The 24,488-nt window shown below is 58.0% G+C and carries 27 protein-coding genes and 2 riboswitches; of the genes, 15 read left to right on the top strand and 12 right to left on the bottom strand.

What is annotated here, in order from left to right; genetic code table 11:
• The first annotated feature begins 19 nt into the window (after window positions 1-19).
• From Z947_RS0102740 to Z947_RS0102720, 5 genes are all read left to right on the top strand, one after another.
• Window positions 20-775 (top strand): class II aldolase and adducin N-terminal domain-containing protein, encoded by a 756-nt coding sequence (locus tag Z947_RS0102740; RefSeq protein WP_025042781.1) that lies wholly within the window; start codon window positions 20-22, stop codon window positions 773-775.
• 136 nt (window positions 776-911) lie between these two features.
• Window positions 912-2,162: a glycosyltransferase family 4 protein gene (locus Z947_RS0102735; protein WP_025042780.1), complete on the top strand. Its 1,251-nt coding sequence runs from the start codon at window positions 912-914 to the stop codon at window positions 2,160-2,162.
• 42 nt (window positions 2,163-2,204) lie between these two features.
• The gene (locus tag Z947_RS0102730) at window positions 2,205-3,059 is read left to right on the top strand and encodes an SDR family oxidoreductase (protein WP_025042779.1); all 855 of its coding nucleotides are present in this window, start codon (window positions 2,205-2,207) and stop codon (window positions 3,057-3,059) included.
• 14 nt (window positions 3,060-3,073) lie between these two features.
• Window positions 3,074-3,658 carry an exopolysaccharide biosynthesis protein gene (locus Z947_RS0102725; protein WP_025042778.1) on the top strand — a complete coding sequence of 195 codons (585 nt, stop codon included), beginning with the start codon at window positions 3,074-3,076 and terminating at the stop codon, window positions 3,656-3,658.
• A 72-nt stretch (window positions 3,659-3,730) separates the two neighbouring features.
• On the top strand, window positions 3,731-4,513 hold the full coding sequence (locus Z947_RS0102720) for an ion transporter (protein ID WP_025042777.1): 783 nt from the start codon (window positions 3,731-3,733) through the stop codon (window positions 4,511-4,513).
• 12 nt (window positions 4,514-4,525) lie between these two features.
• On the opposite strand, the gene dxs is transcribed toward Z947_RS0102720, so the two are convergent.
• The 5 genes from dxs to Z947_RS0102695 form a co-directional block, all read right to left on the bottom strand.
• The gene (gene dxs, locus Z947_RS0102715; RefSeq protein ID WP_025042776.1) at window positions 4,526-6,454 is read right to left on the bottom strand and encodes a 1-deoxy-D-xylulose-5-phosphate synthase; all 1,929 of its coding nucleotides are present in this window, start codon (window positions 6,452-6,454) and stop codon (window positions 4,526-4,528) included.
• A gap of 8 nt (window positions 6,455-6,462) precedes the next feature.
• Window positions 6,463-7,329 carry a polyprenyl synthetase family protein gene (locus tag Z947_RS0102710; RefSeq protein WP_025042775.1) on the bottom strand — a complete coding sequence of 289 codons (867 nt, stop codon included), beginning with the start codon at window positions 7,327-7,329 and terminating at the stop codon, window positions 6,463-6,465.
• Window positions 7,330-7,335: 6 nt separating this feature from the next.
• Entirely contained in the window at window positions 7,336-7,578 is a 243-nt protein-coding gene (locus Z947_RS0102705; protein ID WP_025042774.1) for an exodeoxyribonuclease VII small subunit, read from the bottom strand.
• Between the two features lie 125 nt (window positions 7,579-7,703).
• Window positions 7,704-8,396, bottom strand: coding sequence for a response regulator (locus Z947_RS0102700; RefSeq protein WP_420804508.1), 693 nt, complete (start codon window positions 8,394-8,396; stop codon window positions 7,704-7,706).
• A 5-nt stretch (window positions 8,397-8,401) separates the two neighbouring features.
• Complete coding sequence (locus Z947_RS0102695) at window positions 8,402-8,914, bottom strand: MarR family winged helix-turn-helix transcriptional regulator (protein ID WP_025042772.1); 513 nt, start codon at window positions 8,912-8,914, stop codon at window positions 8,402-8,404.
• Between the two features lie 171 nt (window positions 8,915-9,085).
• Between Z947_RS0102695 and Z947_RS0102690 the strand changes: the two genes are divergently transcribed.
• Window positions 9,086-9,955: a branched-chain amino acid aminotransferase gene (locus Z947_RS0102690; RefSeq protein ID WP_025042771.1), complete on the top strand. Its 870-nt coding sequence runs from the start codon at window positions 9,086-9,088 to the stop codon at window positions 9,953-9,955.
• Window positions 9,956-10,035: 80 nt separating this feature from the next.
• Here the strand turns inward: Z947_RS0102690 and cobO are convergent, their stop codons facing one another.
• The 4 genes from cobO to Z947_RS0102670 all read right to left on the bottom strand — a co-directional run bounded on the left by cobO (window position 10,036) and on the right by Z947_RS0102670 (window position 13,297).
• Complete coding sequence (cobO, locus tag Z947_RS0102685; RefSeq protein ID WP_025042770.1) at window positions 10,036-10,629, bottom strand: cob(I)yrinic acid a,c-diamide adenosyltransferase; 594 nt, start codon at window positions 10,627-10,629, stop codon at window positions 10,036-10,038.
• Between the two features lie 9 nt (window positions 10,630-10,638).
• Window positions 10,639-11,613, bottom strand: a complete 975-nt coding sequence (locus tag Z947_RS0102680) for a DMT family transporter (protein WP_025042769.1) — start codon at window positions 11,611-11,613, stop codon at window positions 10,639-10,641.
• A gap of 82 nt (window positions 11,614-11,695) precedes the next feature.
• Entirely contained in the window at window positions 11,696-12,799 is a 1,104-nt protein-coding gene (gene aroC, locus Z947_RS0102675) for a chorismate synthase (RefSeq protein ID WP_025042768.1), read from the bottom strand.
• Between the two features lie 57 nt (window positions 12,800-12,856).
• Window positions 12,857-13,297, bottom strand: coding sequence for a MerR family transcriptional regulator (locus Z947_RS0102670; protein ID WP_025042767.1), 441 nt, complete (start codon window positions 13,295-13,297; stop codon window positions 12,857-12,859).
• Between the two features lie 64 nt (window positions 13,298-13,361).
• On the opposite strand from Z947_RS0102670, the gene Z947_RS0102665 reads away from it, so the two are divergent.
• The 4 genes from Z947_RS0102665 (at window position 13,362) to Z947_RS0102650 (ending at window position 17,276) form a co-directional block, all read left to right on the top strand.
• The gene (locus Z947_RS0102665; protein WP_025042766.1) at window positions 13,362-13,853 is read left to right on the top strand and encodes a DUF2938 family protein; all 492 of its coding nucleotides are present in this window, start codon (window positions 13,362-13,364) and stop codon (window positions 13,851-13,853) included.
• Window positions 13,854-13,950: 97 nt separating this feature from the next.
• Window positions 13,951-14,050, top strand: a riboswitch (TPP riboswitch).
• A 34-nt stretch (window positions 14,051-14,084) separates the two neighbouring features.
• Window positions 14,085-15,065, top strand: coding sequence for a thiamine ABC transporter substrate binding subunit (gene thiB / locus Z947_RS0102660; protein ID WP_025042765.1), 981 nt, complete (start codon window positions 14,085-14,087; stop codon window positions 15,063-15,065).
• A complete protein-coding gene (locus tag Z947_RS0102655; RefSeq protein ID WP_025042764.1) occupies window positions 15,041-16,597 on the top strand; it encodes a thiamine/thiamine pyrophosphate ABC transporter permease ThiP in 1,557 nt (518 codons plus the stop codon). Before thiB ends, Z947_RS0102655 begins: the two co-directional genes overlap by 25 nt.
• Entirely contained in the window at window positions 16,584-17,276 is a 693-nt protein-coding gene (locus Z947_RS0102650) for a thiamine ABC transporter ATP-binding protein (RefSeq protein ID WP_025042763.1), read from the top strand. The genes Z947_RS0102655 and Z947_RS0102650 overlap by 14 nt, the downstream gene beginning before the upstream one ends.
• A gap of 9 nt (window positions 17,277-17,285) precedes the next feature.
• Here the strand turns inward: Z947_RS0102650 and Z947_RS0102645 are convergent, their stop codons facing one another.
• A complete protein-coding gene (locus Z947_RS0102645) occupies window positions 17,286-17,735 on the bottom strand; it encodes a 6,7-dimethyl-8-ribityllumazine synthase (RefSeq protein ID WP_025042762.1) in 450 nt (149 codons plus the stop codon).
• 76 nt (window positions 17,736-17,811) lie between these two features.
• A riboswitch (FMN riboswitch) is annotated at window positions 17,812-17,953 on the bottom strand.
• 61 nt (window positions 17,954-18,014) lie between these two features.
• Between Z947_RS0102645 and Z947_RS0102640 the strand changes: the two genes are divergently transcribed.
• The 5 genes from Z947_RS0102640 to Z947_RS0102620 all read left to right on the top strand — a co-directional run bounded on the left by Z947_RS0102640 (window position 18,015) and on the right by Z947_RS0102620 (window position 22,237).
• Window positions 18,015-18,656, top strand: coding sequence for an FMN-binding negative transcriptional regulator (locus Z947_RS0102640; RefSeq protein ID WP_025042761.1), 642 nt, complete (start codon window positions 18,015-18,017; stop codon window positions 18,654-18,656).
• A gap of 65 nt (window positions 18,657-18,721) precedes the next feature.
• Window positions 18,722-19,333, top strand: coding sequence for a glutathione S-transferase (locus Z947_RS0102635; RefSeq protein WP_025042760.1), 612 nt, complete (start codon window positions 18,722-18,724; stop codon window positions 19,331-19,333).
• 179 nt (window positions 19,334-19,512) lie between these two features.
• Window positions 19,513-20,073, top strand: a complete 561-nt coding sequence (petA, locus tag Z947_RS0102630) for a ubiquinol-cytochrome c reductase iron-sulfur subunit (RefSeq protein WP_025042759.1) — start codon at window positions 19,513-19,515, stop codon at window positions 20,071-20,073.
• 11 nt (window positions 20,074-20,084) lie between these two features.
• Complete coding sequence (gene petB, locus Z947_RS0102625) at window positions 20,085-21,428, top strand: cytochrome b (protein ID WP_025042758.1); 1,344 nt, start codon at window positions 20,085-20,087, stop codon at window positions 21,426-21,428.
• 11 nt (window positions 21,429-21,439) lie between these two features.
• Complete coding sequence (locus Z947_RS0102620; RefSeq protein WP_025042757.1) at window positions 21,440-22,237, top strand: cytochrome c1; 798 nt, start codon at window positions 21,440-21,442, stop codon at window positions 22,235-22,237.
• Between the two features lie 134 nt (window positions 22,238-22,371).
• Here Z947_RS0102620 and mtaB read toward each other — a convergent pair whose 3' ends face one another.
• Window positions 22,372-23,625, bottom strand: a complete 1,254-nt coding sequence (gene mtaB / locus Z947_RS0102615) for a tRNA (N(6)-L-threonylcarbamoyladenosine(37)-C(2))-methylthiotransferase MtaB (protein WP_025042756.1) — start codon at window positions 23,623-23,625, stop codon at window positions 22,372-22,374.
• Window positions 23,622-24,455: a diaminopimelate epimerase gene (dapF, locus tag Z947_RS0102610; RefSeq protein WP_025042755.1), complete on the bottom strand. Its 834-nt coding sequence runs from the start codon at window positions 24,453-24,455 to the stop codon at window positions 23,622-23,624. Before dapF ends, mtaB begins: the two co-directional genes overlap by 4 nt.
• Window positions 24,456-24,488 lie beyond the last annotated feature (33 nt).

Raw genomic sequence — 24,488 nt, 5'->3', positions numbered from 1 at the left:
GACTAATAAGGAGCTTTCGATGAGCGTGACAGAGATGAAACCGAATATGGACCACTGGCAGGAACGCGTTGATCTGGCTGCTGCCTTTCGTTGGACCGCGAGACTGGACATGCATGAAAGCGTGGCGAACCATTTTTCGCTGGCGGTGAATGACAGCGGATCGCAGTTTCTAATGAATCCGAACCAGATGCATTTTGCACGGATCAAGGCCAGCGATATGTTGCTGATTGATGCGGATGATCCAGAAACCTATCAGGGGCCAAATGCGCCTGACCCAACGGCATGGGGATTGCATGGCGGGGTACATGCCGCCTGTCCACATGCGCGTTGTGTCATGCATGTGCATTCGATTTACGCGACCGTGCTGGCCTGTTTGCAGGACAGTCGTTTACCGCCGATTGATCAGAATGCCTGTACGTTTTTCAACCGGATCGTGATTGATGAAGAATACGGTGGATTGGCGTTTGAGGATGAAGGCGAGCGATGTGCGAAACTGCTGACCGATCCCAAGCAAAAGGTGATGGTAATGGGATCGCATGGCGTGATGGTGATTGGCGATACGGTCGCCGATACCTTTAATAGGCTCTATTATTTTGAACGCGCGGCCGAGACGTACATCAAGGCATTGCAGACAGGATTGCCCCTGCGTCGGATCTCGGACGAGATTGCGGAAAAGACGGCGCGCGAGTTGGAGGAGTATCCCGAACAGGACGCGCGGCATTTGGCGGAGCTTAAGGCGATATTGGACAGTGAAGGGTCTGATTACGCTTATTAGGGTCTGGTTTTCAGGTGATTTCAGTAGGTGCGTTATCGGTGAACGAAGCAAGGGGGCGTGACGGGAGTGATGCGTTGCGCCTGCCCTGCCGTTTCGATTTACTGTGCGTTAAGGTTAACGCGTTAGGGCAGCCCATATGAACATCCTATTTGTGCATCAGAACATGCCCGGACAGTACCGCGAATTGGTGGGGTGGCTTGCTGCGCAGGGTGAACACCGGATTTTCTTTCTGACGCAGAAGAAAGATGCGCCGACCCTCGCCGGTGTGCGGACGCGGATTTACAAGGCGCATCGCAAGCCGCTGAAAGATGCCTATGGGCTATCCAAGGTTTGGGAAGAAGCGGCAGGTGCGGGTTTTGGTGCTGCGATGGCCGCGCGCAAGATCGAGGCCGAGGACGGGTTTATCCCCGATATCGTGATCGGGCATGTCGGATGGGGCGAGTTGACCTTTTTCAAACAGGTCTGGCCGCATGTGCCTATTATTGGCTTCTTTGAATATTACTACAATATGACCGGCGGGTTGGTCGGTTTTGACCCTGAGGAAAATGTATCGGCGCATGCGCCGTTTTTGATGGCCGCCCGCAATGCGGTGCCCTTGGCGAATATCGAATTTGTTGATCAGGGACATGTGCCGACCCTGTGGCAGCGCGATCGTTTCCCCGACAGTTTTCATGACCGGATGTATGTTTGTCACGATGGCATCAGGACCGACCGTTTGGTACCGAATCCTGATGTTGAATTGCATCTGGGACGGTTGGACAATCCGATCAGGCAGGGTGACGAAGTGCTGACCTACGTCGCGCGCAATCTGGAGCGGGCGCGGGGGTTCCATGTGTTCATGCGGGCATTGCCGCAGATTATGAGGGAACGGCCCAATGCACGGGTGCTGATCGTCGGCGGCAACGACGTGTCTTATGGCGGGAAAAGCAGTGATCCGCAGGGGCTGCGCGGCGAGATGGAGCGGGAGGTGGGCGACGATCTGGATTGGGATCGACTTCATTTTCTGGGACGTATTCCTTATCCCGACTATCAAAAGCTGGTGCAGGTCAGCCGCTGTCACGTCTATCTGACGATGCCCTTCGTTTTGTCGTGGTCCTTGCTGGAATCGATGTCGATGGGGGCCACGGTTGTGGCCGCCGATGTGGCACCGGTGCGCGAGGCGATCACCCACGGCGAAACCGGCATGTTGGTTGATTTTCATGATTCACAAGCGCTTGCCGCTCAAGTGGTGGATGTCTTGGGCCAACCGGAAAAATACGCGCATCTGGGCGGGGCGGCACGGGCGCATGTCATCAAGGAATATGATTTCTTGACGAAGTGCCTGCCGGAACATGTGGCGCAGATCAACGCGTTGGTGTCGGCGGATAAACGCATCAATATGGGGTGATTGCCCCTTGTGGTGCGCGGCGGCGCGGGCCATTTTCGCGTCATGGATAAAGTGCTCTTTTCATTCGGTCACGGCTTTAGCGCCCGCGCCCTGGCGGCACGGCTGATCCCGTTGGGCTGGCGGATCATCGGGACGACGCGATCAACAGAAAAGATGGAAGAGATCGCCGCCACTGGCGTTGAACCCGTGTTGTGGCCAGGCACGGATGTCACGGGTTTTCTGAAAACAGCACCCTATCTGCTGATTTCGGCAGGTCCGAATGCTGACGGTGATCCGGTTTTGAATGCGTTGAAGGACGAGATCACTGCGGTCGCGCCCGCGTTGCGTTGGGCCGGTTACCTGTCGACCACAGGCGTTTACGGGGATCATCAGGGCGCTTGGGTGGATGAGGACACACCGTTGTCCCCTGCAACCAAGCGCGGACAGTTGCGGGTAGAGGCAGAAGCGGCATGGCAGGCCATTCCCGACCTGCCGCTGCATATTTTCCGGCTTGCGGGGATTTACGGGCCGGGGCGCGGCCCCTTTGCCAAGGTGCGCAAAGGCACGGCACGGCGGATCATCAAGGAGGGGCAGGTGTTTTCGCGTATTCATGTCGAAGACATTGCGCAGGCGCTGGAGCTTTCGATGGCACGCCCTGATGCGGGCGCGATTTATAATCTTTGCGACGATGATCCCGCACCGCCACAAGACGTAATCGGCCATGCGGCGGAGTTACTGGGCGTGCCCTTGCCCGAAGCGGTGGATTTCGAAACGGCGGACATGACCCCGATGGCACGCAGTTTTTATGCCGAGAGCAAAAAGGTGCGGAATGACCGGATCAAGGATGCGCTGGGCTGGCGGCCGACGTACCCCGATTATCGCAGCGGTCTGGCGGCAATGTTGCGCGATGACCTGTAAGGCCAAGCAACGCCATGTCTGATGATCCCGATAACTCTTTGATGCAATTGCTGGATGGTGTGGCCCATGCCGCCCGCGGTGACGTCGTGACCCTTTCCGACATGCTGGATGAATTCGGGAACCGTGCCGTGACGCCGTTCATTTTGCTGGTGTCATTGTTGCTGGTATCGCCCTTGTCGGGGATCCCCGGCGCGCCGACCACCGGGGCGGTGGTTATCATCGTGCTCGCGGCGCAGGCGTTGTTGGGGCGCGGCACGATTTGGTTGCCAGAATGGGTCAAACGCAAAAGCATCGCTGCAAAACGCGTGCGTAAGGCGGTGTCATGGATGCGCAAACCCTGCGCCTTTATCGACCGACATTCGCGGGCGCGGCTTCGATTTCTGACCCAAGGGCTGATGCGTTGGGTGACCCTGCTGATCTGCGTGATCCTGCCGATGAGTTGGCCCCCGTTGGAAGTTTTGCCGTTCTTTTCGTCTTTCGGGGCTCTTGTCATCGCCTTACTGTCTTTCGGGCTTTTCACACGGGACGGTATTTACGTTCTGGCCGGCTATTTAGTGGTCGGGTTAGGCATCGCAGCGGCAGTTATTACATTGTTCTAGGCACAGCGCTTGTTCTGGCCTGTTGCTGCCTTCATATAGAGCGCGACCTTCCCTAGTTTCGGATCTTTCTTCGTGCGTCACAAAATTCAAACGCTTCTGGAAAGCGGCCCTTTTGGTAGTTTTATCATGGGGGTAATCGTCTTTAACGCCGCCCTGTTGGGGCTGGAGACATCGCAGCGGGCAGTTGATGCATTCGGACCGTTGATGTTGGCGCTGGATACCCTGTGTCTGGCGATATTTGTGATTGAGTTGTTGCTCAAAATGTATGTGTACCGGCTGGCGTTTTTCCGGGACGGGTGGAACATTTTCGACTTTGTAATTGTCGGGATTTCATTGGCGCCGGCCGCGGACGGATTGTCGGCCTTGCGGGCCCTGCGGATTTTGCGAGTGCTGCGGCTGGTGTCGACAGCCCCGCGTCTGCGCCGCGTGGTCGAGGGGTTTATTACCGCGCTGCCCGGCATGGCGTCGGTTTTCACACTGATGGCGTTGATCTTTTACATCGGTGCGGTGATCGCCACCAAACTGTTCGGTAGCGCCTTTGAGGAATGGTTCGGAACGCTGGGGCGGTCGGGATATTCGCTGTTCCAGATCATGACATTGGAAAGCTGGTCAATGGGGATCGTGCGGCCGGTGATGTTGGAATACCCTTATGCCTGGGTGTTTTTCATCCCCTTCATCATGGTCACAACTTTTGCGGTGGTGAACCTTTTGGTGGGTTTGATTGTGAACTCGATGCAGGATGCGCATGCGGAAGAAAGCAACGCCGAAACGGATTCCTATCGCAGCGAAATCACCGCGCGTCTGACAGCCATCGAAGAACGTCTGGACGCCCTGATCGAACAGAAAAAAGACTAGGGTCGGGCCGCTTCAGGCCCGCTGTGCCCCGATTTGCGCGATGCCCAGCACATCCAGCACCTTGGCTTCGATCTGTTCGGCGTTCATGCCGGCAACCGCGTACATATCGGCAGGCGATGCTTGGTCGATAAACGTATCGGGCAAAACCATGGAGCGGTATTTCAGGCCCTCGTCGAACACACCCTCGTCCGCCAGCAGTTGCGCCACATGAGAGCCGAATCCGCCGATTGCCCCTTCTTCGATGGTGATCAGCGCCTCGTGATCCGCAGCCAGCGCAAGAATCATGTCGCGGTCCAACGGTTTGGCAAAACGGGCATCTGCAATCGTCGGGGTGATCCCCTTGGCCGCCAGTGCTTCGGCGGCTTTTTCCACTTCGGCAAGACGGGTGCCAAAGGACAGTAGCGCAACGCGCTTGCCTTCGGCGATGATGCGGCCCTTGCCGATTTCCAGCGGGATACCGCGTTCGGGCAGGTCGACACCGTTGCCTTCGCCACGGGGAAAGCGGAACGCGATTGGCCCGTCGTCATGCGCAACGGCGGTGGCGACCATATGTTTCAGTTCAGCCTCGTCCGCGGCTGCCATGACGACGAAATCAGGCAGATTGGCAAGGTAAGCCACGTCGAACGCACCGGCATGGGTCGCCCCATCCGCGCCGACAAGGCCCGCGCGGTCAATGGCAAAGCGTACTGGCAGACGTTGGATCGCGACGTCATGTACAACTTGGTCATAGCCGCGTTGCAGGAACGTGGAATACATCGTGCAGAAGGGTTTCATGCCGCCAGCGGCCAAAGCGGCGGAAAAGGTCACGCCATGCTGTTCGGCGATGCCCACATCAAAGCAGCGCGAGGGATAGCGTTCGGCAAACAGGTTCAGCCCCGTGCCGTCAGGCATCGCTGCGGTAACCGCGCAAATCTTATCGTCCTCGGCGGCTTCCTGCAACAGGCTGTCGGCGAAAACCGAAGTATAGCTGGGTGCATTGGACGGTGCTTTTTTCTGTTCGCCGGTGACCACGTTGAATTTGGAAACACCGTGGCCTTTGTCGCGGGCCTGTTCGGCGGGGCCGTACCCCTTGCCCTTTTTCGTCAGCACATGGATCAGGATCGGCCCTTTTGCACGGGCTTTCACGGTGCGCAGAACCGGCAAAAGCTGGTCCATGTCATGCCCGTCAATCGGCCCGAGATAGGAGAAACCCAATTGTTCAAACAAGGTGCCGCCCACAGCGATGCCCTTCAGCATGTCCTTGGCACGTTTCGCCCCCTCGCGGAAGGGTTCGGGCAGTAGGCTGACCGCGCCTTTGGCGGCGGCCTTGAAATCCTGAAACGGCTCTTCGGCGTAAAGCCGGCTGAGGTAGGAGGACATCGCGCCAACTGGCGGCGCAATCGACATTTCGTTGTCGTTCAGGATCACGATCAAGCGTTTTTTCAGGTGGCCGGCATTGTTCAGCGCCTCATAGGCCATACCGGCGGACATCGATCCGTCGCCAATCACCGCGATCGCATCCCCGACACCTTCGGGCGGGTTGCCGCCCAGATCGCGCGCCACGGCAAAGCCAAGCGCGGCAGAGATCGAGGTAGAGGAATGCGCCGCGCCAAAGGGATCGTAGGGGGATTCACTGCGTTTGGTGAACCCGCTCAGCCCGTCCTTCTGACGCAAGGTGCGAATGCGGTCGCGCCGTTCGGTCAGGATCTTATGCGGGTAACATTGGTGGCCGACATCCCAGATCACCTTGTCACGCGGCGTGTCAAACACCGCATGCAGCGCCACGGTCAGTTCGACCACGCCAAGGCCCGCGCCCAGATGCCCGCCGGTGACTGACACGGCAGAAACAGTTTCGGCGCGCAATTCATCCGCCAGTTGGTGCAGCTCTGCGTCGCTGAGCGCTTTCATATCCGCAGGGCGCGTGACACGGTCCAGGATCGGGGTATCGGGTCGGTCGGTCATGAAGTCCCTCAGTTCTTGCGGGCGACAACAAAGCGGGCTGCGTCGCGCAGTGTATCTGCATCCCCGCCATAAACACTTAATGCATCACAGGCAGATTGCATCAGTTCATTGGCGCGGCGTTTGGCCCCATCCAGACCCAGATGCGACACGAAGGTGGCCTTTCCGGCAGAGGCATCCTTTCCCGTGGCCTTGCCAACAGTGGCGGTATCGCCGGTCACATCCAGAATGTCATCCGCAATTTGAAACGCAAGCCCCAGCGCTTTTGCATAGGCGGCCAACGGCGCTGTATCGGCACCGGCCATGCGCGGTCCGGCAAGTGCGGCCCAAGCAATCAAAGCACCTGTTTTGCCCTGTTGCAATGCGGTTATGGCATCCAGTGACAGCGGTTCAGGCGCGGTTTCCGCTGCAATATCCAGTGTCTGTCCCAAAACCATGCCCTGCGCACCAGCAGCAACCGCAAGGGTGCGCGCCAGTTTCGCACGTAAATCGCCGCTGCCGACCTCTGGCGCGGTGACAAGTTCAAAGGCCAGCGCCTGCAAGGCATCGCCGGCCAGTACTGCCGTCGCCTCGTCCCACTTGCGATGCACGGTGGGGAGGCCGCGCCGCAGATCGTCATCATCCATGCAAGGCAGATCGTCATGCACCAGCGAATAGGCATGCAATGCCTCGATCGCTGTGGCCGGCCAAATCGCGACCTCGGCACCGATCCCGTGCAGCCGTGCTGTTTCCAACACCAGAAACCCGCGCAAACGCTTGCCGCCATCCGTGGCATGGGCCATCGCCTGCGTAAGTGGCAGATCATCGAGCTGCGCCAAAACGTGATCGAAATGTGCGGCCACTCGTTGCGCCGCTTGGGTCAGAGCTGCGTCAAACACGTGCCCCTATAACCCCTCAACAGGTTTTAGTCCCGTCGGATTGCCATCCGCGTCCAACGTGATGGCGGCAACCTTTTCCTCGGCTTCCTTCAGCTTGGTCTCGCAGCGGGCCTTTAACGCCGCACCGCGTTCGTACAATGCGATACTTTCGTCCAGTGCAACATCGCCACGTTCCAGTTGGCCCAGAACCTTCTCCAGTTCCGCCATTGCCGCTTCGAAACTCATCTCTTCAATCGCTGTGTCAGACATCGCCGCGCCTCATACTTCTTCATTCAGCGCCACAATAAACAGGAACCGCTTCCTTCGCCAGACACGCTCTGCATCTCTTTTTGGCCTTATATACTGTCCGCACCCTCAACCCGCGCCAACAGGCGCTAATCCGGTGCCAACATATATCCCGCGCCGCGCACCGTTTGCAGGTAGCGCGGCTGTTTGGGGTTGTCCTCGATCTTGCGGCGTAACCGTGTGATCTGGACGTCGACCGCGCGTTCTTGTGCCTGACCGCGATCCCGACCTAGTTCCTCGACCAGTTTTGCACGGCTCAGCGGTTCACCGGGTTGCGCCGAAAAAATCTTCATCAGCTGCACTTCGGTGGCGGTCAACCGCACCAACGCGTCGCCTTCCCACATCTCGCCGCGTTCCAGATCATAGCGGATGGCCCCCAGCGACATCACCTTGGGCGCAACGTCTGCGGCACCGGCTTCGGGCATGCGCCGCAGGATCGCGTTGATCCGCAGCAGAAGTTCCTTGGGCTCGAACGGTTTGGCCAGATAATCGTCGGCCCCTGCTTCCAACCCTTCGATGCGGTTTTCAGTCTCGCCTTTGGCGGTTAGCAGCAGGATCGGCGTTTGCATGGTTTCACGCAAGGAAGCTGTCAGCGCCAGACCATCCTCGCCCGGCATCATCACATCCAGCACGATCATGTCGAAATCCAGACCCGCAAGGATACGCCGTGCATGGGCGGCGTCGCGTGCGGCTGTTACCAGAAATCCGTGCCGCATCAGGAACTTTTGCAACAGACTGCGAATGCGTTCGTCGTCGTCTACGATCAGCAGGTGGGCATTCATGTCGCTCAAAGGCCGGTCTCCCGTAATTTGGTGTAGCTGCTGTGCATTTCAGGGTCCATCATGGCCTCCAGAACGGTGCGAAATCCTGCAACGGCTTCAGGACCGGCATCGCGAAACGCGGCCCGCAACCGCGCCCGCTGCGCATCTGACAGCTTTTGTTCCAATGCCCGCCCTTGTTCCGTAAGATGCAAGTGCCGTTCCCGTTTGTCGTTCCGTCCGATTTTGCTTTCGACCAGACCATCGGCAATCAATGTGCGCAACACACGATTAAGCGATTGTTTCGTGACCCCCAGAATGTTCAGCAGATTGTTCACGGTTGTTCCCGGTGCGCGTCCGACAAAGTGCAAGGCGCGGTGGTGGGCCCGACCATAGGCCATGTCCGCCAGAATTCGGTCAGGATCGGCGGTAAATCCGCGATAGGCAAAAAACATCGCTTCGCTGCCTTGGCGCAGCTGTTCATCGGTCAGAAACAGCAGGTTTTCACCGCGGGCAGGTTTCGGATGGCGCGTGTCGGGCATAGGGCGGCTCTTTTGTCGGTTACGGACGGATCGCTGCTTTGAGTTTACGTCAGCCTTGTTGACACTCCAAGGGTGAAAGGCTAGTCAAATCCAGCTTTTGCGACAGTAAATATCCATATCGGACCTATCTGCGCAATATTCATAAAAAGACTAAGGTTCAGGAGAAATACCATGGCGGGTGCATATGATGATCGGGACGGCCAGATCTGGCTGGATGGCAAGTTGGTGGAGTGGCGTGACGCCAACATCCATATCCTGACCCATGCGATGCATTACGCATCTTCCGTGTTCGAGGGGGAGCGCGCGTATAATGGCAAGATTTTCAAAAGCCGCGCACATTCGGAGCGGTTGAAGCGCTCTGCCGAGATGGTCGATTTTGAAATCCCGTGGACCGCCGACGAAATCGAAGCGGCCAAGGTTGAAGTGCTGGCCGCCTCTGGTCTGCAAGACGCTTATGTCCGTGCCATTGCATGGCGCGGTGCGGGCGAGGACATGGGGGTGGCATCGGCCAAGAACCCCGTGCGTCTTGCGATTGCAGCATGGGAATGGGGTGCCTATTACGGTGATGCCAAAATGAAAGGTGCCAAGCTGGACATCTCCAAATGGAAGCGCCCGTCGCCCGAGACCATTCCCTGTCACGCGAAAGCGGCGGGGCTTTATATGATCTGCACGATGTCCAAACACGCCGCAGAGGCGAAGGGTTGTTCAGACGCAATGATGTTTGATTATCGCGGCTATGTGGCCGAAGCGACGGGCGCGAATATCTTTTTCGTCAAGGATGGCGAGGTGCACACGCCCGATCCCGATTGTTTCCTGAACGGCATCACGCGCCAGACGGTTGTGGGGATGCTGAAGGAAAAGGGCATCAAGGTACACGAGCGCCACATCATGCCCGAAGAGTTGGAAGGGTTCGAACAGTGTTGGCTGACCGGCACGGCGGCAGAGGTCACACCGGTTGGCCAGATTGGCGATTATACGTTTGAAGTGGGCGCGATGACACGCGACATCGCAGAGAGTTACGAAAAGCTGGTGCGGGTTTAACCGACCAGCTTTGATCAAGGCGGGGCGGTGCAAACCGTTCCGCTTTTCCATTCTGCCCCGAGAAGGGCGCGCAAGAGCCCCTAAAAATCAACACCACGCTGGGCTTTGATACCGGCTTTGAACGGGTGTTTCACCTCGGTCATTTCAGTCACCAGATCGGCATATTCACAAAGCGCCGGTTTGGCATCGCGGCCCGTCAGGATCACGCCGGTGCGTTTGTCGCGTGCGTCCAGGCCTGCGATGACGTCCTCGACCGAGATATATTCATAGCGCATGGCGATGTTGATTTCATCCATGACGATCAGGTCGTAATCGCCGCTTTCCATCATCTCGCGGCCCTTGGCAAAAGCAGCCTGGGCGGCGGCGATATCGCGGTCCTTGTCTTGGGTGTCCCAAGTAAATCCTTCGCCCATGGTGTGCCATGTGACCTCGCCCAGACGGTCGAAAAACTGGCGTTCGCCGGTTTTCCATTTGCCTTTGATAAACTGTACAACGCCGACCTTCTGTTTCCAGCCCAACGCGCGCACAATCACGCCGAAGGCGGATGAGGATTTGCCCTTGCCGGCACCGGTATGCACCAGCACCAGACCTTTTTCAGGGTCTTGCAGTTCGGCCACTTTGGCGCGCTGGGTGGCTTGGCGTTCTTGCATTTTGGCTTTGTGATCGTCTGACATAGGATGTCCTCAATTAGGCGAGCCTGCGGGGGCGATGCTGGGTTTTGATTTGCTGCGGTCCAACCCCAGCTGGCGTTCGCGCCATATGATCAGCACACCTCCGGCAATGACAAGGGTGGCACCGATCAAAATCGTTACTGTCGGAATTTCGCCAAAGACCATCCAGCCGATCAGCGTGGCAAAGATCATCGAGGAATAATCGAAAGGGGCCAGCATGGAGACGGTGCCAAAGCGGTAAGACGAGGTGATCATAATTTGCGCAACGCCGCCGATCAGGCCGGCACAGACAACCAGTCCGATGATGCCGAAACCCGGGAACGTCCATGCCAATGCAGGTGTTGGAAAAATCCAACCCAAGGGCAGGCTAAGCAGGGAAACAACTGTCGCGGTCAGCGAGAAGTAAAAGACGATGGCCGAGGTGCTGTCGGTTTGCACCAGTTTGCGCACGTGGATTTGCACCATTGCGCGCAGAACTGCGGAGATCAGGATCAGCAGCGCGCCAAAGGTCGCGGCATCGGAATACCCTTGATCTATAGAAATGCGCGGGGCGAGGACCACCATGACGCCCACAAGGCCAAGGGCAACAGCAGAGAGACGGAACAGCCGCACCTGTTCGCCCAGGAAAATCGCCGCAAACAGTACAGTGAACATTGGCGTGGCATAGCCGATGGCGGTGACTTCGGGCAGGGGCAGCAAGGCGAGGCCGGCAAAAGACAGCGCCATCGCGGTTGTCCCGAACAGCCCGCGCCAGATGTGGCCAAGGATGTTGTTGGCTTTGAATCCGTCGTGCAAGTGACCTTGTTGCCAGAGCCAGCCGATGATGATCGGCATGGCAAAAAAGGACCGGAAGAACACGGATTGTCCCGGGGGGACATATTCAGAAGCGGCTTTGATCAGGGCCGACATGACCATAAACAGGAATATGGCACCGGTTTTCAATGCGATAGCGCGTCCGGGCCGGTTTTGAATAAGGGGTGCTGCCATGCGGCATTTAATGCGCCTCTGGTCGGGGAAGTGCAAGACGGGTTCGCAAGAGGGCAGGTGTTTCTTGGAAAACCCGTCGCCGTCAGCCGATATGCCCGCGGTTTTCGCCGACCTGACCGCGATGAAGCAACATGTGATCCAGCAACACGCAGGCCATCATCGCCTCGCCGACCGGCACCGCTCGGATGCCAACACAGGGGTCATGGCGGCCCTTGGTGATGATCTCGGTTTCTTCACCGGTTTTGGTGATGGTCTTGCGGGTGGTCAGGATACTTGAGGTCGGTTTCACCGCAAAGCGCACAACGATGTCCTGTCCGGTGCTGATCCCGCCAAGAATACCGCCAGCGTGGTTTGACGAATAACGGGGCTGGCCATCGTTGCCCATATAAATCTCGTCTGCGTTCAGCTCGCCTGTGAGCATCGCCGCTGACATGCCTTCGCCGATTTCCACACCTTTGACGGCATTGATTGACATCATTGCAGCGGCAAGATCGGTGTCTAGTTTGCCGTAAACGGGCGCACCCAGACCGGCAGGTACATTGCGCGCGGTCACTTCGATGATGGCACCCACGGAGGAGCCGGACTTGCGCAAGCCATCAAGGTAATCGGCCCATTCCGTTGCGGCTTTGATATCCGGCACCCAAAATGGGTTTTGTTCGATCTGGTCCCAGTCAAAACTGTTGCGGTCAATCTGGTGCGGCCCCATCTGCACCATGTAACCGGTGATTTGCAGGTTGGGGGCCAGCGCCTTGATCGCTTCGCGGGCCAGACCGCCCGCAGCGACACGGGATGCGGTTTCACGGGCCGATGACCGTCCGCCCCCGCGATAATCGCGGATGCCGTATTTCTGGTAATAGGTGATGTCGGCGTGACCGGGGCGGAACTTGTCCTTGATATCGCCGTAGTCCTTGGAGCGTTGATCTGTGTTCTCGATCATCAGCTGGATAGGCGTGCCGGTAGTGACGCCCTCAAACACTCCCGACAGGATGCGCACCTCGTCCGCCTCGCGCCGCTGTGTGGTGTATTTGTTCTGCCCCGGTTTGCGTTTATCAAGCCAGTGCTGGATCATTTCCGCATCCACCGGCACGCCGGGCGGGCAGCCATCGACGGTTGCACCCAACGCCGGCCCGTGGCTTTCGCCCCAAGTGGTCACGCGGAAAAGATGGCCAAAGCTGTTGATCGACATATGCGGTGCTCCTGTTGGGGAGAGCTTTAGCGGGCGAGGAGAGGTGGCTCAAGGGGCTTAGAGACCAAGAGGGCTATGCGCAGCGGCGATTGGGTCACCCTTTTTGTCTGTCAGCATATCTTTGATCAGCGACTGAAAATGGGGGCATTCCAGGTGTGACTGTGCCGTACAGGACGAGATATGGTCCAGCAGATCTGCTGTGGCCTGAAGTTCAGTTGCCTGTTGTCTCAGCGCGGTGGCCTGATCGCGCAGATCTTGTCGACACAGGCGAATGTTGTCTTCTTTCAATTGAAACAGGGTCCCGATTTCGTCCAGGGAATAACCGGCACGCTGCCCCAGAGCGATTAGGGCCAGCCGGATCAGGACACCATCGTCGTACTGCCTGCGCAAACCATGCCTGCCGTCCGAGGCGATCAACCCCAATTTTTCATAAAATCGCAGAGCCGACGGGGCAATGCCGCTTTGCTGTGCGACCTGAGAGATATCCAGCCGTAACATATTGACCTCAACCACGCTTCAAGTTGCACAACAGGTGCGGGATTCTTGAGAGAAAGGAAAGCATATGAATTTCGCAGAGCTGGTGTTTTGGGGTGCGTTTATCGGATTGGGTGCGACAGTTGTGACAGATGTTGTGGGTGTCATGCGCCAGGGATGGTCGGCCACACATGGGTTTTATCGTCTGGTCGGGCGATGGGCTGGATCGGCACGCCATGGGGTGCTTGCACAGGGGGACGTTCGCAACTTGGAACCGGTCCGGACCGAGGCCGCCCTTGGCTGGAGCGCTCATATCGCGCTTGGGGTCGTGTTCGGTATCGGGTTTGTGGCCATATTCGGGCCCGACGCAGTAACAACGCCTGATCTGGCCCGGTCGTTGATCTTTGGGCTGGTAACAGTGTTCATTCCCTGGTTAATCTTTCAGCCGCTTTTCGGATGGGGTGTCGCGATGGCAAAGGCATCTGAGCCTTGGAAGATGCGGGTAAAGGGCATTATCACTCATACGATTTTTGGTTTTGGCCTGTGGGTAAGCGCGATGGTGGTCCGATTCATTGCTTGATCGGGATCGGATATTGAAAAATCTAAGGTCCCGTCCGTCAGGCACACTACCTCCGATGCCGAGGCTCTTGCCAACCACCCCCCTTGCCCCTATCCCTTTCCCCACCTCGGGGGGCTCGAAAGAGCTGAGATAGCGCAAGCTGACCCGTCGAACCTGAACCGGTTAACACCGGCGGAGGGAAGGTCTGGGACACGCTCCAATACCTCTCTGCGCCGCATTTTGGAGGATGCCATGAAGGCTCTTACACTTGCTGCCACAACACTGATTGCCGCGTCAGCAGCCGCTGCGGATACGCCTGAACTTGTTGTATATACCTATGACAGTTTTGTCGCGGATTGGGGTCCGGGCCCGCAGATTGAAAAGGCGTTCGAAGAAACCTGTGGCTGTGATCTGGAATTTGTCGGCAACGGCGACGGCGCGGCGTTGCTGGCGCGGCTCAAGCTGGAAGGCGCGCGCACGGATGCGGATCTGGTCTTGGGGCTGGATACCAGCTTGATCGCTGCGGCCAAGGATACCGGCCTGTTTGCGGATACCGAAGTCACGGCCGATTACGCGCTGCCGGTGGATTGGACCGACACCACCTTTGCGCCCTATGACTGGGGGTATTTCGCCTTTGTGCACAACAAGGAACTGGCCGCACCTGCGAACTTCAAGGCGCTGGGCGAGAGCGATCTGAAAATCGTGATCCAGGATCCGCGTTCATCGACACCCGGTTTGGGTCTGCTGATGTGGGTCAAAGATGTGTACGGCGACGAGGCCCCCGCGATCTGGGAAGGTTTGGCGGATAACGTTGTGACTGTAACCAAAGGCTGGTCAGAGGCGTACGGCCTGTTCCTTGAGGGCGAGGCGGACATGGTTTTGTCCTACACGACCTCGCCTGCCTATCACATCATCGCGGAAGAAGATGAAACCAAAGCGGCCGCGATTTTTGATGAAGGGCATTATATGCAGATCGAGGTTGTCGGCCGTTTGACCGGATCGGACCAGCCCGAACTGGCAGCAGAGTTCATGCAGTTCATGGTGTCGGATGCGGCGCAAAGCATTCTGCCGACCACCAACTGGATGTATCCGGCGGTGATGCCATCGGGTGGTTTGGCCAAAGGGTTCGAAGCCTTGGTAAAGCCAGAAAATGCGCGTTTGATTGATGCGGATAAAGTGCCTGCGCTGCGCGAAGAGGCGCTGGCCGAATGGCTGTCCGCGCTTTCCCAGTAAGCACAAAATCAGGGATCAGCGCGGCCGCTTTGGTTGTCACGCTGATCCTTGGTGCCCTGTGCGCCGTGATATCGCGGGCCGAGGCCGGCACGGGGTTTATCGGCGCAGACTGGAGCGCATTGCGTTTTACGGTCTGGCAGGCGTTTTTATCTGCGTTATTCTCGGTCATATTGGCTGTGCCTTTGGCGCGGGCCTTGGCGCGGCGGCGGTTTGCCGGGCGCGGTGTGTTGGTCACGCTTTTGGGTGCGCCGTTTATCTTGCCGGTGATTGTTGCGGTCTTGGGGTTGCTGACAATTTTTGGCAGGAGTGGCTGGCTGAACGGGTTGCTCGCGCAGGTCGGATTGCCGTCGATTTCGATCTATGGATTGCACGGCGTGGTATTGGCGCATGTGTTCTTTAACCTGCCGCTGGCGACGCGATTGTTGTTGCAAGGGTGGCAAACCGTGCCGGCCGAACGGTTCCGGCTAGCGGCGCAATTACGCCTGACGCCTTGGGCGATGTTTCGGGTGATCGAAGTGCCCCTACTGCGCCAGATCGTGCCGGGGGTGGCGGCGCTGATTTTTGTGATTTGCCTGACCAGTTTTGCCGTGGCGCTGACGTTGGGTGGCGGGCCCAAGGCGACGACGCTGGAACTGGCGATTTATCAGGCGTTCCGCTTTGATTTTGATCTGGGCCGCGCGGCTTTGTTATCAGTTGTACAATTAGGGGTGGCGGGGGGCGCCGCGCTGGTCGCGCTGTGGGTCTTGCCGGTGATTTCGCTTGGCGGTGGTCAAGACCGGCCGCAACGCCGTTGGGACGCGCGGGGCGGGGTGCAACGCGGGCTGGATGGCGCTGTGATTGCACTAGGCACGGCGTTTCTGGTGCTGCCGCTTTTGGCGGTTGTGCTGCGCGGGCTTTCAGGGGCGGCACAGATGCCGACGGCCGTTTGGGCCGCGGCGGGATCATCGCTGTTTGTAGCTGTGATCAGCGTATTGGTTTTGATTGTTCTCATGCTGCCGATGGCAGGTTGGATTGCGTCGAAACGCGCTGGCGGGGTTGAGGCGATCGGCCTGCTGGGCCTGTCCGCGTCGCCGCTGATGATCGGGACGGGGTGGTTTATTGTAATCAATCCTGTGATGAACCCCGCGGATCTGGCATTGCCGGTGACGGCGCTGGTCAATGCCCTGATGGCATTGCCATTTTGCCTGCGTATCGTTGTACCACGCTTGCGCGATACGGTGCAGGATTTCGGACGGTTGAGTGCAAGTTTAGGCCTGCGCGACTGGCCACTGTGGCGATGGGTGATCCTGCCGCGACTGGCCCCGCAACTGGGGTTTGCGACGGGTCTGACGGGCGCGCTGTCGATGGGTGATCTGGGCGTGATCGCGTTGTTTGCCGATACCGAACGCGCGACCTTGCCCTTGCAGATGTATCGTTTGATGGGGGCCTACCGGATGGAGGCAGCGGCAGGGGCTGCATTGTTGCTATTGGTGATGGCACTGGGCATTTTCTGGGCCTGTGATGCCATGGGGAGGCGATATGCTGCGGCTTGAAGGACTTGAAATTAGGCAAGGGACCTTCCGCATGGGTGCGGATATGGCGCTGGATCAGGGGCGCAAATACGCGGTGATCGGGCCGTCTGGGGCAGGCAAATCGACGTTGTTGGGCGCGCTTTGCGGTTTTGTACCTTTGGCGCAGGGGCGGCTGTTCTGGCAGGACGACGAGATCACGGATGCAGACCCCGGTGAACGGCCAATGACGATGCTGTTTCAGGATAACAACCTGTTTCCGCACCTCAGCGTGAAGCAGAATGTCGGTTTGGGGATCAGACCGGATCTGCGGTTGAGTGCGCAAGACAAGACGCGGGTGGCACAGGCGCTGGCGCGTGTCGGGTTGTCCGATCAGGCAGGCAAGAAACCCGGTGCATTGTCGGGTGGACAGCAAAGTCGCGCGGCCCTGGCGCGGGTGTTGGTTCAGGCGCGGCCGTGGGTGCTGCTGGACGAACCTTTTGCGGCATTGGGGCCTGCGCTGCGCAACGAGATGTTGGATCTTGTGCAGGATCTTGTCACGGAAACCGGTGCCGGTTTGGTAATGGTGACCCATGCGCCCGAAGACGTACGCCGCATTGCGGACGAGGTGGTGTTTGTCGGATCAGGACGGGCCGAAGCCCCGCAGCCAGCGGCAGAATTGATGGATAATCCACCGCCGGCGTTACGGGCCTACCTCGGTTAGGCATGTGCCTCATGCGGCGACGGTGTCGTGCGCCTTGAGGATCGCCAGCGCGGCGGAGGCAGCTTCGCGCCCCTTTGTGACAAAGTGGTCCCGATAAATCGCGTTGTGATGGTCGGTTTCCTGATATTGATGCGGTGTCAGGGAGACGGACAGCACCGGCACACCGGTATCAAGGCCGACCCGCATCAACCCGTCAACAACAGCACTGGCGACAAAATCATGCCGGTAGATGCCGCCATCGACGACAAAAGCCGCGCAGATTACCGCATCATATTTGCCGGTTAGAGCCAATTTTTGCGCCATCAAGGGCATCTCGAAAGCGCCGGGCACGTCAAAGGTTTCAATCTGGCTGAGTGGAATCGTTTCGGTAAACCCGTCCAGGCTGCGGTCGACGATATCGGCGTGCCACTGGGCTTTGATAAATGCGAAACGGGCGGGGGCTTGAAGGCCATGTGTCATGATGTGATCTCCTTTAGGTTCAGACACGTCCACCCAAGGCGATCACGAATCGACACACGGCAAGCCGGGCATCAACACGCATTCTCTTTCATCCGGACTATGACCGTCGGCTCTGGAATTGGACCAGATCTGCTGACACCTCGTGAAAGGCCGCTCGCGGGCTTGTGGGAAACCCACCTACCGCCGGTGGGGAATTGCGCCCCGCCCTGAGAATTCTTGCACATTGCCGTTAGATTGTGGTCTGTGCAAGGCTGGACGTTCCGTCAGAAAGGTTGGCCCATGCATACGAACCCGATTTATCACGACGCCGATTTCGCGCGAAATGTCGGATTTGCCCGTGATCGTGGCTTTGGCGTTCTGGCTGTGAATGGCGCTGATGGCCCTTTGATCAGCCATGTGCCGTTTCTGATAAACGCAGAAGGCACGATTGCCGAATTGCATCTGGTGCGTTCCAACCCGATTGCGCGGGCGTTGAAGGAACCGCTGGCGGCACGCATCGGGATTGTGGGCGGGGACAGCTATATTTCACCTGACTGGTACGGCGTGGCGGATCAGGTCCCGACATGGAATTATGTGGCGGTGCATTTGACCGGCACGCTGGCGCTGCGACCGCAAGAAGAATTGCATGATCTGCTGGACCGGCAATCGGCGGCCTATGAAGAAAAGCTGTTGCCCAAACCGCCGTGGAAGACTGCCAAGATGTCAGAGGGTGTGATGGACAAGATGATGCGGATGATTGTGCCCTGCCGGATGGCGATCAGCGGGATTGATGGCACATGGAAGCTTAGCCAGAACAAACCGGACGCGGTGCGCCTTGCCGCGGCGGAACAGGTTAAGGGATACGGGTTCGGGGCGGAGACGGATGCCCTGTCAGCGCTGATGCGCGGCGCGGGCGATGGTGAAACGCAGAGGAGGGATTGAAATCGAGCGATTGCACCTTTGCTGCGTTCCAGTGATAGTTTGCCGAACCAATCAGGAGCCAGCCCATGAAACTCGCTTATTCCCCGACTTCCCCCTATGTGCGCAAGGTGATGGTGCTGCTGCACGAGACCGGCCAGTTGGAAGACGTCACCCTTGAGGCGCGCGCGACAACTCCGCTTGCGCCCGACCAGACGTTGCTGCCCAGCAATCCGCTTGGCAAGGTGCCCGCGCTGGAGCGTGCCGAAGGTCCGGCGCTTTATGACAGTCGGGTGATTTGCGCCTATCTGAACGATCGCGCCAAAGGGTCACTTTATGGATCGGGCGCACGGCATTGGGATATTCTGACGCTTGAGGCGACGGCAGATGGTATTCTGGATGCGGCGCTGTCGATGACCTATGAATGGCGGATGCGCCCCGAAGACAAGCGGTCGGATGAATGGGTCGACGGGCAATGGGGCAAGGTTGCGCGGGCCTGTGCTGCGTTAAACACCCGCTGGATGAGCCATCTTTCAGGGCCATTGGATATGGGGCAGATTGCGGTGGCCTGTGCGCTTGCCTATGTCGATTTCCGCCATGATGCCCGTGGCTGGCGCACTGGAAATGATGCTTTGGCGGCTTGGTACGCCCAGTTTGATTCGCGCCCTTCCATGCAGGCAACACGCCCGCCAGCGGCCTGAGGGGTTCAATTGAGCTCAGTTTTCATGATCTTAACCCCCTCCTGCGACCCTTTGCGCGTGATTGGCATCTAGACGCACGGGGGTCTGCGGGCTAGATACCGAACCAAATCAGGTGACGTCCCGTGCGTCACCTTCATTGCTGGTGGTCCTTTTTGGACCCGAAAGATTGGAGAAAAGACGTGTCCAACGCAGAAGACCACGAAGGCACACGCAGGGATTTCCTGTATTATGCAACAGCCGGTACAGGCGCTGTCGCCGTAGGTGCCGCAGTCTGGCCACTGGCCAACCAGATGAACCCGTCCGCGGATGTTCTGGCCCTTTCATCGATTCGCGTCGATGTGGGTGATCTGGAAGCCGGTTCACAGCTGACGGTCAAATGGTTGGGCAAGCCGGTGTTTATTCGCCGCCGCACAGCAGAAGAAATTGAAGCCGCCCGCGCGGTTAAATTGTCGGACCTGCCGGATCAAGGCGCGGAAAACGGCAACCTGCCGGCTGGCGCATCTGCGGATGATGCCAACCGCACGCTGGACGAAGCCGGCGAGTGGCTGGTGATGATGGGCGTTTGTACGCACCTTGGCTGTGTGCCTTTAGGTGATGCAGGCGATTTCGGTGGCTGGTTCTGCCCCTGCCATGGTTCGCACTACGATACTGCGGGCCGCATCCGCAAAGGGCCCGCACCGACCAACCTGCCGGTGCCTGTGGCTGAGTTCGTGAACGATACCACGATCAAACTGGGTTAAGGGAGCAAGAGATGTCCGGAATTCCTCACGACCATTACGAGCCGAAGACCAAAGGCGAAAAGTGGCTGAACAGCCGTTTGCCGGTTATTGGCCTCGTGTACGACACATTGATGATCCCCACACCCAAGAACCTGAACTGGATGTGGATCTGGGGCATCGTGCTGGCCTTCTGTCTGGCCCTGCAAATTGTCACCGGTATTGTGCTTGCGATGCACTATACACCGCATGTTGATCTGGCGTTCTCGTCGGTTGAACATATCATGCGTAACGTGAATGGCGGGCATATGCTGCGCTATATGCATGCCAACGGTGCCTCGCTGTTCTTTATCGCCGTTTATGCGCATATTTTCCGTGGTCTTTACTACGGTTCTTATAAGGCACCGCGTGAAGTGACGTGGATTGTAGGCATGCTGATCTACCTGCTGATGATGGCAACCGGTTTCCTGGGCTATGTTTTGCCTTGGGGGCAGATGTCATTCTGGGGTGCTACGGTTATTACCGGCCTGTTCGGCGCGATTCCGTTCATTGGTGAAGGTTTGCAAACCTTCCTGCTGGGCGGACCTGCGGTAGATAACGCGACGCTGAACCGTTTCTTCAGCCTGCACTATCTGCTGCCCTTCGTGATTGCCGGCCTTGTGATTGTGCACATCTGGGCGTTCCACTCTACCGGCAACAACAACCCGTCAGGTGTTGAAGTGCGCCGTGGCTCAAAAGAAGAAGCGCAGAAAGATACGCTGCCGTTCTGGCCCTACTTTGTGATCAAGGACCTGTTCGCACTGGCCGTGATCCTTGTGGTGTTCTTTGCGGTTGTCGGCTTTATGCCGAACTACCTTGGCCACCCTGATAACTATATCGAAGCGAACGCGCTGGCGACGCCTGCACATATTGTGCCTGAATGGTACTTCCTGCCGTTCTACGCCATCTTGCGTGCCTTTACTTCCGAAGTCTGGGTTGTACAGATCGCGTCCTTTGTGACCGGTGGCATCATTGACGCCAAGTTCTTTGGGGTGCTTGCGATGTTCGGTGCGATTGCCGTGATGGCGTTGGTGCCATGGCTCGATACCTCCAACGTACGTTCGGGCCGCTATCGCCCGATGTTCAAATGGTGGTTTGCTCTGCTGGTTATCGATTTCTTCGCCCTGATGTGGCTGGGTGCGATGCCTGCGGAAGAACCCTATGCGAGCTTCTCGTTGATCGCATCTGCCTATTGGTTCGCCTATTTCCTGGTGATCCTGCCGCTGTTGGGCGTGATTGAGAAACCGCTGGCGCAACCTGCGACCATCGAAGATGCCGTGAAGGCGAAATATGCAAAACAGAACGGTGGCACCGCGACCACTGTAAAGCCGGCGGAGTGATTGAGATGAGCATGATCAAGAAACTAACCGTCTCTGCGATTGCTGCCCTGGGCCTGAGCACCTTTGGTGCGATGGCTGCGGGTGGCGGTGACCAGCATATCGAAGACTTTGACTTCTCTTTCGAGGGGCCGTTCGGGTCTTACGACGTAAACCAGCTTCAGCGTGGCTTGCAGATCTACACAGAAGTCTGTGCCGCGTGTCACGGGCTGAAGTTTGTGCCGATCCGCACCTTGGGTGATGAAAACGGCCCGACATTGCCCGAAGAGCAGGTCATCGAATATGCCAAGCAGTTCGAGGTCTATGATGACGATCTGGAAGATTTCCGCGAAGCGCTGCCAACGGATCATTTTCCCGAATCCAATCTGGAAAATGCGCCTGACCTTTCGCTGATGGCGAAAAAGCGTGCAGGTTTCCACGGGCCTTATGGTCTGGGCATCAACCAGTTCTTCAAGGGGATCGGCGGACCGGAATACATCGCATCGCTTTTGACCGGTTATACCGGTGAGGAGAAAGAGCAGGCCGGTGTGACCTTTTACGAGAACACCGCGTTTCCGGGCGGCTGGATTGCAATGGCACCCCCACTGGGTGACGATTCGGTCGAGTTTGTAGACGGTCACGACGCCGATCTGCATCACCTCTCAGCGGATGTTTCTGCCTTTCTGATGTGGACCGCTGAACCCAAGATGATGGCGCGTAAACAAGCAGGTTTCGCCGGCGTGGTGTTTCTGACCTTGCTGTCGGTCCTTTTGTACCTGACCAACAAACGCCTTTGGGCACCGGTTAAGCGGAAGTACAAAGACGAGGTGTAATCGCACCTATCGAGATTAGAAAAACCCCCGCGGCTTTGCTTCGGGGGTTTTTGTTTGCGATATCCGATGCGATCGGGCGCGTTTTCTTTCAAAGAAAACGATCGGAAATTTTGAAAGTTCCCGCGCGCCGGCGATCAGGCGATCAAGTGTTTGTCAGTGGCACCGCAAATGGTTGCATGTACGATCTGCCCCTCGATCTGCGCCGTGTCAAAATGCACTTCGGTGAACTGCTCTGTCCGGCCCATTGTGGCATTTTCCATCAAAACCTGATGGTGCTGGCCGACCTGCGCTGCCAGATGACGCTGCACCTGCGTCTCGCCCGCGGCCCGCAGACGCGCGGCGCGTTCTTTGATGGCTTTGCCGTTCACGGCAGGCATCCGTGCGGCAGGCGTGCCCGGACGGGCCGAATAAGGAAAGACATGCAGCCATGTCAGGTCGCATTCCTGAACAAGCGCTAGCGCATTTTCAAACATGGCTTCGGTTTCGGTCGGGAAACCGGCGATGATATCTGCGCCGAATGTCATATCGGGCCGTAATTTGCGGGCCTCTTGGCAAAATGCGATGGCGTCACCGCGCAGATGCCGACGTTTCATGCGCTTGAGAATCATGTCATCGCCGTGTTGCAACGACAGATGAAGGTGCGGCATCAGGCGCGGTTCCGTGGCGATCGCTTCCATCAGGTTTTCGTCGACTTCGATACTGTCGATCGAACTGATCCTCAGGCGCGGCAAATCGGGCACCAACCGCAGAATACGCATCACCAGATCACCCAAACGCGGCGTCGCGGGCAGGTCCGCACCCCAAGAGGTCAGGTCAACGCCGGTGAGCACAACTTCGTTTAAACCCTTGTCCACCAAACGCTTGATTTGGTCCACTACGACCCCCGCAGGGACAGACCTCGAATTGCCGCGCCCGAAGGGAATGATGCAGAAGGTACAGCGGTGGTCACAGCCGTTTTGAACCTGTACGTATGCCCTGCTGCGGGTGCCGAAGCCGTCGATCAGATGGCCGGCTGTTTCTGTCACTGACATGATGTCGTCGACCTGAACGGTCTCTGTTTCGCCAATGAAATCAGCGGCAAGGCCTTGCCAGGTCGCCCCCTGCATCTTTTCGGTATTGCCGATGACAGCATCGACTTCGCCCATGTTGGCGAAAGTGTCGGGTTCAGTTTGGGCCGCGCATCCGGTGACGATCAGACGTGCCTCGGGGTGCGCCTTGCGCAGCTTGCGGATATCCTGACGGGCTTTGCGCACGGCCTCGGCGGTTACGGCGCAGGTATTGACGATCACGGCATTTTCCAGCCCCGCCTGACCGGCAAGATCTTTCATTGCCTCGACTTCATAGGCGTTCAGCCGGCAACCGTGATTTGAAAAAACGGGGGCGCTCACAGGGTGCCTTTCAAAAACTCGGGCGTCAGGGTCGCGCTAAATACATGTGCCGAAGGGCCGGTCATCCACACGCCATCTTCGCGCCAGTCGATGTGCAGGGTTCCGCCGTCCAGATCAATGCGCACAGCGCGCCCTGTAAGGCCACGGCGTGCCGCTGCGACGGCTGTCGCGCAAGAGGAGGAGCCAGAGGCCCATGTGACGCCCACGCCCCGCTCCCAGACGCGCATGCGGATGTGGTCGGGGGCAATGATCTGTGCGACCTGGACATTCGTACGTTCAGGGAACAGCGGGTGATGTTCAAATTTCGGCCCGATCTGCGCAAGATCAACGGCGTGCACGTCGTCGACGAAAAAGGTGCAATGCGGATTGCCCATCCCGGTTGCTGTCGGGGCGCCGTCAATCGGCAGTTCAAGCGTGTCCATTTCACGGGCCAGTGGAATGTCCTGCCAGTCAAGCAGGGGATGCCCCATGTTCACCGAGGTCATGCCCTCGCCCATGTCGCGCGCAGCCAGCGTTCCGCGTTCGGTGGTCAGTTCCAGCGTCTGTTTGCCAGTTTCGTCCATCAGAAATCGTGCGATGCAGCGAGTCGCGTTGCCGCAAGCCGCAGCCTGCGAGCCATCCGCGTTGTAAAACGTCAGATGCGCATCGCCGGTCCCGTCTGAAATCATCGCCAATTGGTCGAACCCGACACCAAAATGGCGATGTCCGATTCGTTTTGCCAAATCTGCCGTCATAAACGGCGCACGTCCCCGCAAGTCCACGACAACAAAGTCGTTTCCCAGCCCGTGCATCTTCATAAAGGGCAATCCGTTGGAAAATTCGCTATTCATTGGGCGCATATAACGCCGCCTTTGCAACTTATC

Origin of the sequence: Sulfitobacter geojensis, assembly GCF_000622325.1 — a bacterium.
Taxonomy (GTDB): domain Bacteria; phylum Pseudomonadota; class Alphaproteobacteria; order Rhodobacterales; family Rhodobacteraceae; genus Sulfitobacter; species Sulfitobacter geojensis.
The sequence above is the reverse complement of the archived record's forward strand: the minus strand, read 5'-3'. Positions and strand labels throughout refer to the sequence as shown.

Bases quoted from the DNA above. Each gene is read 5' to 3' on its own strand.
- Z947_RS0102740 (WP_025042781.1), top strand. From the start codon at position 20: ATGAGCGTGACAGAGATGAAACCGAATATGGACCACTGGCAGGAACGC.
- Z947_RS0102735 (WP_025042780.1), top strand. From the start codon at position 912: ATGAACATCCTATTTGTGCATCAGAACATGCCCGGACAGTACCGCGAA.
- Z947_RS0102730 (WP_025042779.1), top strand. From the start codon at position 2,205: ATGGATAAAGTGCTCTTTTCATTCGGTCACGGCTTTAGCGCCCGCGCC.
- Z947_RS0102725 (WP_025042778.1), top strand. From the start codon at position 3,074: ATGTCTGATGATCCCGATAACTCTTTGATGCAATTGCTGGATGGTGTG.
- dxs (WP_025042776.1), bottom strand. From the start codon at position 6,454: ATGACCGACCGACCCGATACCCCGATCCTGGACCGTGTCACGCGCCCT.
- Z947_RS0102705 (WP_025042774.1), bottom strand. From the start codon at position 7,578: ATGTCTGACACAGCGATTGAAGAGATGAGTTTCGAAGCGGCAATGGCG.
- Z947_RS0102700 (WP_420804508.1), bottom strand. From the start codon at position 8,396: ATGAATGCCCACCTGCTGATCGTAGACGACGACGAACGCATTCGCAGT.
- Z947_RS0102695 (WP_025042772.1), bottom strand. From the start codon at position 8,914: ATGCCCGACACGCGCCATCCGAAACCTGCCCGCGGTGAAAACCTGCTG.
- Z947_RS0102690 (WP_025042771.1), top strand. From the start codon at position 9,086: ATGGCGGGTGCATATGATGATCGGGACGGCCAGATCTGGCTGGATGGC.
- cobO (WP_025042770.1), bottom strand. From the start codon at position 10,629: ATGTCAGACGATCACAAAGCCAAAATGCAAGAACGCCAAGCCACCCAG.
- Z947_RS0102680 (WP_025042769.1), bottom strand. From the start codon at position 11,613: ATGGCAGCACCCCTTATTCAAAACCGGCCCGGACGCGCTATCGCATTG.
- aroC (WP_025042768.1), bottom strand. From the start codon at position 12,799: ATGTCGATCAACAGCTTTGGCCATCTTTTCCGCGTGACCACTTGGGGC.
- Z947_RS0102670 (WP_025042767.1), bottom strand. From the start codon at position 13,297: ATGTTACGGCTGGATATCTCTCAGGTCGCACAGCAAAGCGGCATTGCC.
- Z947_RS0102665 (WP_025042766.1), top strand. From the start codon at position 13,362: ATGAATTTCGCAGAGCTGGTGTTTTGGGGTGCGTTTATCGGATTGGGT.
- thiB (WP_025042765.1), top strand. From the start codon at position 14,085: ATGAAGGCTCTTACACTTGCTGCCACAACACTGATTGCCGCGTCAGCA.
- Z947_RS0102655 (WP_025042764.1), top strand. From the start codon at position 15,041: ATGGCTGTCCGCGCTTTCCCAGTAAGCACAAAATCAGGGATCAGCGCG.
- Z947_RS0102650 (WP_025042763.1), top strand. From the start codon at position 16,584: ATGCTGCGGCTTGAAGGACTTGAAATTAGGCAAGGGACCTTCCGCATG.
- Z947_RS0102645 (WP_025042762.1), bottom strand. From the start codon at position 17,735: ATGACACATGGCCTTCAAGCCCCCGCCCGTTTCGCATTTATCAAAGCC.
- Z947_RS0102640 (WP_025042761.1), top strand. From the start codon at position 18,015: ATGCATACGAACCCGATTTATCACGACGCCGATTTCGCGCGAAATGTC.
- Z947_RS0102635 (WP_025042760.1), top strand. From the start codon at position 18,722: ATGAAACTCGCTTATTCCCCGACTTCCCCCTATGTGCGCAAGGTGATG.
- petB (WP_025042758.1), top strand. From the start codon at position 20,085: ATGTCCGGAATTCCTCACGACCATTACGAGCCGAAGACCAAAGGCGAA.
- Z947_RS0102620 (WP_025042757.1), top strand. From the start codon at position 21,440: ATGATCAAGAAACTAACCGTCTCTGCGATTGCTGCCCTGGGCCTGAGC.
- dapF (WP_025042755.1), bottom strand. From the start codon at position 24,455: ATGAATAGCGAATTTTCCAACGGATTGCCCTTTATGAAGATGCACGGG.